Genomic DNA, 12447 nt, shown 5'->3' on the forward strand with positions numbered 1-12447 from the left:
AGGCATGGTCGACCGGCAGCCTCGCCGTCGATGAACTTCACGTTCCCCGAGGTCATCTCGATGCTCTCGGCCGAGCAACCCCTGCACCCAACGAAGGAGGACGCATGACCGACGTGATCCTGCAGGTCTACCCCAGCCTCGGCGCCGAGGACGAGATGGCCGCGCGCCGCCCGATCGGCCGGGACAACGACGCCTACCAGCGCATGCTCGCGAGCCTCATCGAGCTCTGCCAGGCCGCCGACGAGCTCGGCTACTGGGGCATCACCCACGTCGAGCATCACATGCACTCCGAGGGCATGGAGATCTCCCCGGCGCCGCTGTTGCTCAACGTGCACCTGGCCAGGTACACGAAGCGGCTGCGCCACGGCCAGCTCGGTCTCGTGCTGCCCGCGCACGACCCGATCCGGCTGGCGGAGGAGATCGCGATCGCCGACCACATGCTGCAGGGGCGGTTGTTCGTCGGAATGGCCCGTGGCTACCAGGCACGTTGGCAGAACATCCTGTGTCAGCGGTTCGGGGTCACGTCGACGGCGTCGGACGCGAGTGCGGCCGACCAGCGCAACCGGCAGCTGTTCACCGAGAATTTCACGATCATGAAGGCGGCCTGGACCCAGGACCTGTTGACCTACGACGGGCCCACCTACCAGGTGCCGTACCCGCGCGAGGGAATCCCGAACTGGCCGCCGTCGGACACCATCACCCGGCCCTACGGCCAGCCCGGCGAGGTCGACGAGAACGGCACCGTGCGCGGCGTCAGCGTCGTCCCGAGGCCGTACACGAGCCCGCACCCCCAGCTGTTCCAGGCCTTCGGGGCGAGCCCCGGCACCCTGCGCTGGTGCGGCGAGGAGGACGTCACGCCGACGATCCTCATGGGCTCGATGGACAAGCTGCGCCAGCTCATGGAGATCTACGTGGCGGGCGCGGAGTCCCGCGGCCGGCACCCGCGCTTCGGTGAGGGCATCGGGGTCTGCCGGACGTTCTACGTCTTCCCCAACGGTACGCCGGACGACGAGGTCCGGGCCCGCATCCGGCGCAGTGTCGAGCTCTACGAGGAACCGGTGTGGCGCGGCTGGTACGAGCAGTTCGGCTTCATGGAGGCCTCGCGCTACGACGACGAGGAGGGCCCGGTCCCCAAGCCCGGCGAGCACCTGGCCGACCGGTTGATCAACAGCGGGCTGCTCATCGGCGGCACCGTCGACGACGTGAAGCGCCAGCTCGACGGCTTCCTGACGGCGCTGCCGATCGACTACTTCGTCTGGCTGTACCACTGGGGGATGATCCCGCGCGACGAGGCGCTGCCGATGCTCGAGCTGTTCGCCACCGAGGTGATGCCGGAGTTCGGGATGAGCTCGGCGCCGGCGCCTGCGACCGGCGTGATGGCATGAGCATCTCGCGAGCCACCGCAGCGGGGACGCCCGCACCCACCATGGAGGCGCTGGGGAAAGGCTTCCACGCGTTCGTCCAGCTGGACGGCAGCTGGGGGCTCAACAACGCCGGGGTGTTCGTCGGCGACGAAGGCGTGGTGCTGATCGACACCGCGTTCACCGCGCACCGCGGGCGGGCACTGCGCGACGCCGTCGCCGCGCTGACCGACAAACCGGTGCGCACGGTGATCAACACTCACCACCACGGCGACCACACCTACGGCAACTTCCTGTTCCCGGCGGCCACGATCATCGGCCACGACCTGTGCCGGGAGGCGACGATCGCCAGCGGGTTCGAGACTCAGAAGTGGTTCCCCGACGTCGATTGGGGCGACATCCGCATCACACCGCCGGCCGTGACGTTCGCCGACTCGCTGACCGTGTGGTGCGACGACATGCGCACCTCGCTGCGTTTCCTCGGCCCGGCGCACACCAGCAACGACGTCATCGCGTGGGTCGAGGAGCAGCGGCTGCTGTTCGCCGGGGACCTCGTGTTCAACGGCGGGACGCCGTTCGTCGTCATGGGATCGATCGAAGGCATCATCGCCGCGCTGGAGCAGCTCGACCGGCTGGGCGCCGAGGTGGTCGTACCGGGCCACGGATCGGTGTGCGGGCCCGAGGTGATCGGCCGGCAACTCGGCTACCTCCGATTCGTGCAGGAGACGGCGGCCGACGGTTTCCGCGCCGGGCTCGATCCGCTGGAGCTCGCGCGGCGCACCGATCTCGGCGACTTCGCCGGCTGGACCGACAGCGAGCGGCTCGTCGGAAACCTGCACAGGGCGTACTCCGAGCTGCGCGGCGAGCCGCTCGGCGGTCCTCTGGCCTATGACCGGATCGTCGACGAGATGGTCGAGTTCAACGGGGGCCGCCCACTGCACTGCGTGGCGTAGCGTTCGCGACCCAGCCCTCGCGCCCGGCGACCTCGAGCGCGAGGGCCAGGAAATTCCGCGTGACCGGGCCGGCCGAGCGCCGCCAGAACAGGTGCACCGGGATCAGCGGCGCCGGGTCGACCGCCCGCCACACGAACCCGTCGGGCATCGGGTCGAACTGGGTCTCGAAGGCGATGGAGAACGCTCTGGTCCGGGCGATCTCCTCGCGAGCGGCAGGGTCGCTGTGAAAGACCCCCGAGGACAGATACTCGAACTCCTGGATCCGGCCCACGAAGCCGTGCGCGCGGAAGAAACCCACGACCTGGTCGTAGAAACCCGGGGACAGCTCACGCGGCCAGATGGTGAGCGTCGTGAGCGCCAGGTGCGCCAGCGGCACCCGGACCCGCGCCGCGAGCGGATGCCGGGCGCCGAGAACGACGCCGAGGGCCTCCTCCCGGAGAACCATGCACTCGACGTCACCGACGACGACCGGGCAACGGGCCAGCCCGACGTCGAAGCGGCCGCTGTTCACCGCGTCGACGCTCTCGGCCTGCCACATCTCGCACATCTGCAGTGCGACGTCCGGGTGCCGCGCGTGCAGCTCGCCGACCAGCCGCGGAAGGGTCTCGGCGGCGACGGTCGGGGTGTAGGAGATGGCCAGTCGGCCCGCCTCCCCGCTGCTGGCCCGGCGGGTCTGTTCGCAAGCCGTGGCCACGGCGCCGAGGATCGAGCGGGCATGCGGGAGCAGCACCCGGCCGGCGTCGCTCAACTCGACGCTGCGGGTGGTACGCCGGAACAGCCGCACGCCGAGCTCGTCCTCGAGCTGGCGGATCTGCGCGCTGAGTGACTGCTGCACCACGTTGAGCCGTTTCGCCGCGCGCGAGAAGTGCAGCTCCTCGGCGACGGCCACGAAGGCCCGCAGATGCCGCAGCTCCACGTGGCCGCTCATCGGGCCATCCTCGCGTCGGTGAGGTGGCCGCCGCCAGTGTTGCCGCCTGATCCCGCGTAACCCTTCAGCGCAGCCGACTTCTTCTCGCACGCCTCGCCCGACGCGACGATCTGATCATGCTGGCTCGGGTGCACCTGACCAGCTCCGCGATCTCCGCCGTTGTGGAGCGCAGACTGAATGTCAATGACTGGCGCCACGAGAGATGTCCATGCCGAATTTCGTTCCGATGATCTTTTTCGAAGGGTTGAAGATGTCCTTCGGCCCCGCTTCCACATTGTCTTCGAGATCGCGGCTCGGGCGCTGCGCCGCGCACCTATGCGGCACTGAACAGCTAAGACCTTGATCAAACCAGTCTGACGGACCCCACACAGATGCCGAATGGACTATTGACGCTCTCGGCGAGTCTGGTCAAGATGGCCCCGTCGGGGCATTTCTCAGATCGTTCCACCCGGCGCCTAAGGAGTCCTGGATGGCGACGTATCAATACCGTTGCACCCGAGACGGAATCATCGAAGTGGGCCACCCCATCGGAACCGCGCCGGCGACGGTGGTCTGCCCGGCCTGCGCCGCCGACCTGCCCCGAGCCTTCACTGCGCCGATGCTCGGCTTCGCCTCGCGTCCGCTGATGGCTGCGATCGACCGCAGCGAGGCGACCGGCTGCGAGCCGGCGGTCGTATCCGCGCCGCCCCCACGGCCGGCCCACCGCCGAACGCCGATGGCTCCACCGAACCCGGCTCTGCGCCGGCTGCCACGGCCCTGAGCTCGCGGCCTCCCCATCCACACTGGACCGAACCGGACTGCGCACCGGAGCGGATCCCGCCCGTCCACAGAAGAGGTGTGCACCCATGGGCAGTGTCGGGTTGCTCTACGTCGGAGCCGTGCTGTTCCTCAATGGAGCGATGCTCCTGGGCTGGGTCGAGTCCCGGTCGGCGGCTCCGCTCAACATCTTCGTCGGCCTGCTGCAGGTCATCACGCCGACCTATCTGATCTTCACCGCGAACGGCGACGCGAACGTCGTCCTCAGCGCCTCCGGGTTGTATCTGTTCGGTTTCACCTACCTCTACGTCGCGTTCAACCTGCTCGGCGGCCTCGACGGCACCGGCCTCGGCTACTTCTCGCTCTTCGTTGCCGTCTGCGCGGTGGTCTACGCGGGGCTGAACTTCTTCCGGCTCGGCGACACCGCCTTCGGCGTCATCTGGCTGTACTGGGCCTTCCTCTGGCTGCTGTTCTTCCTCCTGCTCGGCCACAGCCGTGAGGAGCTGACCCGCTACACGGGGGCCGTCGCTCTCATCCAGGGCTGGGTCACCGCCGCCATCCCTGCGTTCCTGCTGCTCACGGGCCGGTGGGGGCAGGCCGACACACCCACCGCGCTGATTCTGGCGGTGTTCGGGGTGGTCGTGTTCGTCGCGCTGTACCTGCGCCTGCGCCCGGGCCGGGAAGCGCCGTCGGCACCGCCTGCGGGCGGGGCCGCCGTGGTCGGCGGCGTCAGCCCCGGCTGATCGGGACGCACTGATCGTCGTGGGCCTGCTGGGCCCACGAACGCGCATGGTCTGTCGGGGCGCCGTGCGCCTGGAACGACTGCATTCCTGCGGTCGCGAACGTCGAGAACACCGAGCCGAAGGACTGGCCATGCCGGAAGTCGTATTCCCGCTCGACAACACGAAGAAGTTCACCGACCAGAAGATCGTCGGCCACAACCGCTGGCATCCGGACATCCCGGCCCAGGTGCAGGTCAAGCCCGGGGACGTGTTCCGGGTGCATTGTCGGGAGTGGTTCGACGGGGCGATCCGCAACGACGACTCCGCCGAGGACGTACTCAACGCGCCGCTGCCCGGCGTGCACGTGCTCAGCGGGCCGATCGCCGTCGAGGGAGCGCAACCCGGTGACCTGCTCATCGTCGACATCCTCGACGTCGGACCGGTCCCGCAGGAGGACTCCGGACCGCTGGCCGGGCAGGGCTGGGGCTACACCGGTGTGTTCGCCACACAGAACGGCGGCGGGTTCCTCACCGAACAGTTCCCCGACGCCTACAAGGTGATCTGGGACTTCCGCGGCGGCACAGCGACCTCGCGGCACGTCCCCGGCGTGTCCTTCACCGGCATCGTGCACCCGGGTCTGATGGGCACCGCGCCCTCGGCCGAGCTGCTCACCAAGTGGAACGCCCGCGAACAGGAGCTCATCGACACCGATCCGGACCGGGTGCCGCCACTCGCCCTGCCCCCGCTACCGGACTCGGCCATCCTCGGCTCGCTGGTCGGGGACGATTTCCGCCGGGTCGCCGCCGAGGCCGCCCGGACGGCACCGCCGCGGGAGAACGGTGGCAACCAGGACATCAAGAACTTCACCAGGGGCACCCGCGTCTTCTACCCCGTCTTCGTCGACGGCGCGAAGCTGTCCATGGGCGATCTGCACTTCAGCCAGGGCGATGGGGAGATCACGTTCTGCGGTGCCATCGAGATGGGCGGGTTCATCGACCTGCACGTCGACCTGATCAAGGGCGGGATGCAGACCTACGGCGTCTCCGAGAACGCGATCTTCATGCCGGGTAACACCGACCCGCAGTACAGTCAGTGGCTCGCGTTCTCCGGCACCTCGGTCACCCTCGAGGGCAAGCAGCACTACCTGGACTCCCACCTGTCGTATCAGCGGGCCTGTCTGCACGCGATCGACTACCTCACCACGTTCGGCTACAGCCCGATCCAGGCGTACATGATCCTTGGTGCGGCGCCGATCGAGGGCCGGCTCTCCGGGGTGGTGGACATTCCGAACTCGTGCTCGACGGTCTACATCCCGACCGCGATCTTCGACTTCGACGTCCGGCCAGGTAAGGAGGGACCGCACCAGATCGACCCCGGCCAGGGTGTGCCCAAGGCCAGCTTCTGACCTTCGTCCGAGCCCGCCGGCGCGGCGACCGAGCCCCGCCGGCGCGCCCGGACGCGGTACCAGACCGCCACACCACCGACCCCGGACTCCGCAAGAACGTGCCACCGAGAAGCCTGACGCAGTTGACGAGGGCGATGCGAACATATGCTCGTGCGGAGCGACGCGACGATCCTGCATGCCGATCTCGACGCGTTCTACGCGTCGGTGGAGCAGCGCGACGACCCCCGGCTGCGCGGCCGCCCGGTGATCGTCGGCGGCGGCGTGGTGCTCGCGGCCAGCTACGAAGCCAAGGCCTGCGGCGTGCGGACGGCGATGAACGGCCGGCAGGCACGCCGACTCTGCCCGGGTGTGGTGGTCGTCGAGCCGCGGATGGCCGCCTACGCCGCTGCGAGCAGGGCCGTCTTCACCGTGTTCGAGCAGACCACGCCCCTGGTCGAAGGCATCTCGATCGACGAGGCATTCCTTGACGTCGGCGGGCTGTGGCGGATCTCCGGCCCGCCGCTGGACATCGCGGTGCGACTGCGCCGCGACGTGCTCGAGCAGGTCGGGCTGCCCATCACCGTCGGGATCGCCCGGACGAAGTTCCTGGCCAAGGTCGCCAGCGGCGTGGCCAAGCCGGACGGCCTGCTGCTCGTCCCACCCGATCGGGAACTCGCGTTCCTGCACCCGCTGCCGGTCGAGCGGTTGTGGGGAGTCGGCACCGTCACCGCGAGCAAGCTGCACGCCCTCGGCGTGCGCACCGTCGGTGAGGCGGCCGAACTCGGTGAGGCAGCACTGGTGTCGTTCCTCGGCCGAGCGACCGGACGGCACCTGCATGCGCTGGCGCACAACCGTGACCCCCGCCCGATCGACACGCACCGGCGTCGCCGCTCGATCGGGTCACAACAGGCACTCGGCCACCGGCCGCGGACCGCGGCAGAACTCGACGCGATCCTCGCCGGCACCATCGACCGGTTGGGCCGCCGGCTACGAGCGGCCCACCGCGTCTGCCGCACCGTGGTCCTCCGGGTGCGGTTCGCCGACTTCACCCGGGCAACCCGGTCGCACACCCTCGCGGAAGCCACCGCACACACCGAGACGGTCCTCGCCACGGCACGCGGACTGCTCACCGCGGCCATGCCCACGATCTCGGCCCGGGGCCTGACCCTGTTGGGGGTGTCGCTGACCAACCTGCAGAACGACCGCGCCGTCCAACTCGCACTGCCGTTCGACGAGCAGAGCGGACCCGCGCTGGACCACACGCTGGACTCGCTGCGCGACCGGTTCGGCACCGAGGCCGTCACCCGCGCCACGCTCCTCGGCCGGGGTCAAGGCTTCACCGCGCCCCTGCAGAGTGATCTTGTAACGTCGGAACGGCCGGGCCACTCAGGCATCAACCACTCCCCGGAAGTGTCTCGTGACGACCGGAGGGCCACCGAGGATCCTCGGGGGCGGGGCCCCGGCGCGCCCTGAGTCCGTGACCGGCCGTCGGGGGCCTCACCGGAACACGTTCCTGGAGGACCGACGCATGCGCTCTCATGAGAAGGCGGGGATGCTGATCTCCCGACGAGTGGCGGTCGCCGGTGCGGGTGCCCTCGCCACGGTCGTCACCCTGGGCGGGGGCGTCGAGAGCTGTTCCGGTTCGAGTCCGTCCTCCGGCGGCGGGAGCCACTCGAGCGGCGGGGCGGCCGGCACCCACGAACTGGCCAAGACCAGCGACATAGCCGTCGGCGGCGCCACGATCTTCCCCGAGTGGTCGGTGGTGGTCACCCAGCCGACCTCCGGGCAGTTCAACGCTTACTCCGCCAGATGCACGCACGAAGGCTGTCTGCTGAACTCCGTCGCCGCAGGCACGATCAACTGCCCGTGCCACGGCAGCCGGTTCACCATCGCGGACGGCTCGGTGGCGCACGGCCCTGCGCGCCGCCCGTTGAACCCGGTGACGATCACGGTGCGCGGGGAGTCGATCATCCTCGGCTGACGTGCCCGGCATCGTCGGCAGTCAGTGCGCGGACGGCGTCCGCTCGACCTCACGACCGGGCCGCCGAAGCTCGGCCCGCACCGCCGGGACGACCTCGGTGCCGAACAACTCGATGCTGCGCATGACGAGGCGGTGTGGCACCGAACCGATACTGGTCTGCATCAGGTAGCGGTCGTGCCCGAAGAGCTCGTGGTGGCGCAGGATCGTCTCGACGACCTGCGCAGGGCTACCGACGACGAGCACACCGTGGTCGGCGATGGAGCCGTCGAACCGTTCCCGGGTCAGCGGCGGCATGCCGCGCTCTCCGAAGTAGGTGTTGAGGTAGCCGGCGTAGTGCGGGAAGAACTCGTCGGCCGCGGCCTGCGAGGTGGGCGCCACCAAGCCGTGGGTGTTGATGCCGACCGGAAGCGGGCCGAAGCCGGCCTGCCGGGCGCCCTCGCGGTGCGCGGTCAGCGGGGCGAGACCGTGTTCGGGCCGGCCGCCGATCAGCGCCAGCGCCATGGGGAGCCCGAGATGCCCCGCGCGAAGTGCGGAGCTCGGTGTGCCGCCGACGCCGATCCAGACCGGAAGCCGGGGCTGCACGGGGCGCGGATGCACGGCGACGGCGTCCAGCGCCGGCCGGAACCGGCCCGACCAGGTCACGGGCGGGTCCTCCCGCAACCGCAGGAGCAACTCGATGTTCTCCACGAACAGCGCATCGGAGTCCTGCACCTCCCGCCCGAACAGCGGGAAGGACTCGACGAACGCGCCGCGCCCGGCCATCACCTCCGCCCGGCCGTTCGAGAGCACGTCGAGCAGGGCGAAGTCCTGGAAGAGCCGGACGGGGTCGGCCGAACCCAGCACACTCACCGCACTCGTCAGCCGGATCCGGCGGGTACGGGCCGCCGCAGCGGCGAGGACGACGGCCGGGTTGGCCACGAACATCTCCGGGCGGTGGTGCTCGCCGACCCCGAACACGTCGAGGCCGACCTGCTCGGCCAGCTCCACCTCCTCCAGGATCTCGGCCATCCGCCGGTGCGAGCTGGTGGCGACACCCGTGGCGGGATCGGGCAGCGCCTCCCCGAAGCCGTACAGGCCGATCTCCATCGACGGTTGGCGCATCTCGACGGCTCCCGCTTCATGCGACGCGACCGGCCGGGACACCGGGCCGGGTCGGCACAGGGACCCTGAGAGCCGACGATTGAATTCTCACCTACCCGCCGGAGCAAGTGGACCGGGGCCGATGTCCACCGCCGGCCGGCGTGGCCGCGGTGCCGCAGTCTCGTGAGGCGGAGCAACCGAGTCCGCCACCACCGACCTCGACGTCGCTTCAGGTGCCGAGACGGCCCTGCTGATGAAGGTGATCGAGAAGATGTCGATGTTCGAGCGGCGTCAGGCGATCGAGGAGCGTGGCCGGACGGCGCCTGGCAGGCGACCGCTGGTCACCGATTTCAGCAGATGCCGGGTACCGTCGAGCGTCACCGATCACCGTCCGGAAGGGGGACGCCCGTGCTCTCCACGCACCCGGATTCCGGGACGGCCGCGCTGCCGTGCGCCGGTGACGCCACCCGGGTGCGGACCCGGCTGATCGACCGCGTCGCGCTGGCCCACGACGCCTCGCACTACCTGTTGACGCCCTCGGCCGTCGTGACGGCGCGCGACGCCGCCCACGTCGGCGAGCTGATGCGGGCCTGCGCGGCCCGCGGGACTCCGCTGACCTTCCGTTCCGGGGGCACCAGCCTGTCGGGCCAGGCCGTGACGTCCGGGGTGCTGGTGGACACCCGGTCCGACTTCCGCGGCGTGCAGGTCCGCGACGAGGGCCGTCAGGTCTGGGTGCAGCCCGGCGCCACGGTGCGCTCGGTGAACGTCCGGCTGGCCCCGTACGGGCGCAAGCTCGGGCCCGATCCGGCGAGCGAGAGCGCCTGCACCCTCGGCGGTGTCATCGCGAACAACTCCAGCGGGATGGCCTGCGGGACCGAGGCGAACACCTACCGAACGCTGGCCGACATGGTCGCGGTGCTGCCCAGCGGGACCGTCGTCGACACCGGCGCCGCCGACGCCGACGAGGCCCTGGCGGCCCGCGAGCCCGTGCTGTACGCCGGGCTGCTGCGCCTGCGCGACCGGGTGCGGTCGAGACCCGAGTCCGTCCGGCGCATCCGGGCGCAGTTCTCGATGAAGAACACCATGGGCTACGGGCTCAACGCGTTCCTCGACTTCGACCGGCCCGCCGACCTGCTCGCGCACGTGGTCGTCGGCAGCGAAGGGACGCTGGCCTTCGTCGCCGAGGCCGTGTTCGACACGATTCCGGTGAAGCCGCATGCGGCCACCGGGCTGGTCGTGTTCGACTCCCTCGCCGCGGCCACCGATGCGCTCCCGGCGCTGGTGGCCAGTGGCGCCGCGACCCTCGAACTGCTCGACGCGGCATCGCTGCGGGTGGCCGCCACGGACCGGGTCGCGGGCCCGGCGCTGCGCAGCCTGGCCGTCGAGAAGCACGCCGCGCTGCTCGTCGAGTACCAGGAGATGGCACCCGATGAGCTCGCGGCGCGCACCGAGCGCGCCGCGCCCCTGCTCGACGGGCTGCCCGGGCTCGCCGGCGAGGCGGTACTCAGCGACGATGCGCGCGCCCGGGCCGATCTCTGGCACATCCGCAAGGGCCTCTACGCCGCGGTCGCCGGTGCCCGGCCGCGCGGCACGACCGCCCTGCTCGAGGACGTCGTCGTCCCGGTGCCGCGGCTGTCGCACACCTGCACCGAGCTCACCCGCCTGTTCGCCGAGTACGGCTACGCCGGCGCCGTCATCTTCGGCCACGCCAAGGACGGCAACATCCACTTCATGCTCGACGAGGGCTTCGAGCAGCCCGACGATCCGTCGAAGTCCCGGTACGCCCGGTTCACCGAGGAGATGGTGGACCTGGTCCTCGGCGAGGAGGGCTCGCTCAAGGCCGAGCACGGCACCGGGCGGGTGATGGCCGGCCACGTCCGCCGCCAGTACGGCGACGAGCTGTTCGACGTGATGCGCGAGCTCAAGGGCCTGTTCGACCCGCACGGGGTGCTCAATCCCGGCGTCGTGCTCAGCGACGACCCGGAGGCCTACCTGCACGACCTGAAGAGCGTCCCGCAGACCGATCCCGAGGTGGACCGCTGCGTGGAGTGCGGGTTCTGCGAACCGGTCTGCCCCAGCCGGGACCTCACCCTGACACCGCGGCAACGCATCGTCGTCCGCCGCGGGATGGCGGCCGCCCGGGACGAGGGCGACCACGAGACCCTCGCCGCGCTGCAGGCCGACTACCGCTACGCCGGCGTCGAGACCTGCGCGGCGGACGGGATGTGCCAGACCGCCTGCCCGGTGATGATCGACACCGGGAGCCTGGTCCGACGGCTGCGCGCCGAGGACCGCGGGCCGCTCGTCCGGCGCGCCGGGGCCCTGGCCGCCGGGCACTGGTCCGGCCTCACCCGGGCCGCGTCGCTCGGCCTGAGCACCGCCGGCGCCGTCCCGGCCCCGGCCGCCGCGGCAACACGACTCGGGCGCCGGCTGCTGGGCACCGAGGCCGTGCCGGAGTACCGGCCCGGTCTGCCCCGCGGCGGGCGCCGGCGCGCCGGACGAGCCGCCGACCCGGCCGGGCCGGCGGCCGTCTTCCTGCCCACCTGCACCGGGGCCATGTTCGGCCCCGAGTCCGACGGCACGGGCAGCACCGCCGCGTTCCGCTCGCTGTGCGCCCGGGCCGCGGTGGAACTCGCCGTGCCACCGGACGCCGACGGCCTGTGCTGCGGGACCCCGTGGTCGTCCAAGGGGCTCACCGCCGGCAAGGAACGCATGCACGAGCTGGTGCGCCGCTCGGTCACGTCCGTGCAGCGCGGGCGTGACATCCCCGTGGTCTGTGACGCCTCCTCGTGCACCGAGGGGTTGCGCACGGCGCTCGCCGCGGACGGCATCGAGGTCCTCGACGCCGTCACCTTCGTCCGCCGCGAGGTGCTGCCGCGCCTGCAGGTGCACCGCCGCTGGCCGTCGCTCGCGCTGCACCCGACGTGTTCCTCGGTCCAGCTCGGCCTCGACGCCGACCTGCGCGGGATCGCCGAGGCCGTCGCCGACACCGTCATCGTCCCGATGGCCTGGGGCTGCTGCGGGTTCGCCGGCGACCGCGGGCTGCTGCACCCGGAGCTCACCGCCTCGGCGACCGCCGCGGAGGCCGCCGAGGTCCGGGCCGCGGCCCCGGCCGCCCTCGCCTCGTGCAACCGCACCTGCGAGATCGGCATGACCCGCGCCGTCGGCCGGCCCTATCACCACGTGCTCGAGCTGCTCGACGCCGCGACCACCCCCGGGGAGCCCCTCCCCCGCGCGACGTGGCCCGCACCGGCCGGGTCGGACCGCCGCTGAGTCCGCCTC

General features: G+C 71.0%; 9 protein-coding genes. 7 read left to right on the forward strand and 2 right to left on the reverse strand.

The features are described 5' to 3' along the window. Positions 1-104: 104 nt before the first annotated feature. Both HF526_RS09545 and HF526_RS09550 read left to right on the forward strand, forming a co-directional pair. Positions 105-1385 carry an LLM class flavin-dependent oxidoreductase gene (locus tag HF526_RS09545; RefSeq protein WP_169381003.1) on the forward strand — a complete coding sequence of 427 codons (1281 nt, stop codon included), beginning with the start codon at positions 105-107 and terminating at the stop codon, positions 1383-1385. Then, positions 1382-2314 (forward strand): MBL fold metallo-hydrolase, encoded by a 933-nt coding sequence (locus HF526_RS09550; RefSeq protein WP_169381004.1) that lies wholly within the window; start codon positions 1382-1384, stop codon positions 2312-2314. Before HF526_RS09545 ends, HF526_RS09550 begins: the two co-directional genes overlap by 4 nt. Here HF526_RS09550 and HF526_RS09555 read toward each other — a convergent pair. After that, positions 2280-3242 carry a LysR family transcriptional regulator gene (locus tag HF526_RS09555; protein ID WP_169381005.1) on the reverse strand — a complete coding sequence of 321 codons (963 nt, stop codon included), beginning with the start codon at positions 3240-3242 and terminating at the stop codon, positions 2280-2282. The two genes, HF526_RS09550 and HF526_RS09555, sit on opposite strands and share 35 nt — an antisense overlap. Before the next feature lie 845 nt (positions 3243-4087). Between HF526_RS09555 and HF526_RS09560 the strand changes: the two genes are divergently transcribed. The 4 genes from HF526_RS09560 to HF526_RS09575 all read left to right on the forward strand — a co-directional run bounded on the left by HF526_RS09560 (position 4088) and on the right by HF526_RS09575 (position 8085). Further along, positions 4088-4741, forward strand: a complete 654-nt coding sequence (locus tag HF526_RS09560) for an AmiS/UreI family transporter (RefSeq protein WP_169381006.1) — start codon at positions 4088-4090, stop codon at positions 4739-4741. 130 nt (positions 4742-4871) lie between these two features. Continuing rightward, positions 4872-6125 (forward strand): formamidase, encoded by a 1254-nt coding sequence (gene fmdA, locus HF526_RS09565; RefSeq protein WP_169381007.1) that lies wholly within the window; start codon positions 4872-4874, stop codon positions 6123-6125. Between the two features lie 144 nt (positions 6126-6269). After that, positions 6270-7577 (forward strand): DNA polymerase IV, encoded by a 1308-nt coding sequence (dinB, locus tag HF526_RS09570; RefSeq protein ID WP_169381008.1) that lies wholly within the window; start codon positions 6270-6272, stop codon positions 7575-7577. A 55-nt stretch (positions 7578-7632) separates the two neighbouring features. Beyond that, the gene (locus HF526_RS09575) at positions 7633-8085 is read left to right on the forward strand and encodes a Rieske (2Fe-2S) protein (RefSeq protein ID WP_239028498.1); all 453 of its coding nucleotides are present in this window, start codon (positions 7633-7635) and stop codon (positions 8083-8085) included. Between the two features lie 21 nt (positions 8086-8106). Here the strand turns inward: HF526_RS09575 and HF526_RS09580 are convergent, their stop codons facing one another. Next, positions 8107-9186 (reverse strand): LLM class flavin-dependent oxidoreductase, encoded by a 1080-nt coding sequence (locus HF526_RS09580; RefSeq protein WP_211177000.1) that lies wholly within the window; start codon positions 9184-9186, stop codon positions 8107-8109. A gap of 387 nt (positions 9187-9573) precedes the next feature. Here HF526_RS09580 and HF526_RS09585 point away from each other — a divergent pair, with 387 nt between their 5' ends. Continuing rightward, complete coding sequence (locus HF526_RS09585; RefSeq protein WP_338051382.1) at positions 9574-12438, forward strand: FAD-binding and (Fe-S)-binding domain-containing protein; 2865 nt, start codon at positions 9574-9576, stop codon at positions 12436-12438. Positions 12439-12447: the final 9 nt, after the last annotated feature.

The organism is Pseudonocardia acidicola, from assembly GCF_012911935.1.
In the GTDB taxonomy this organism is placed as follows: Bacteria; Actinomycetota; Actinomycetes; order Mycobacteriales; family Pseudonocardiaceae; genus Pseudonocardia; species Pseudonocardia acidicola.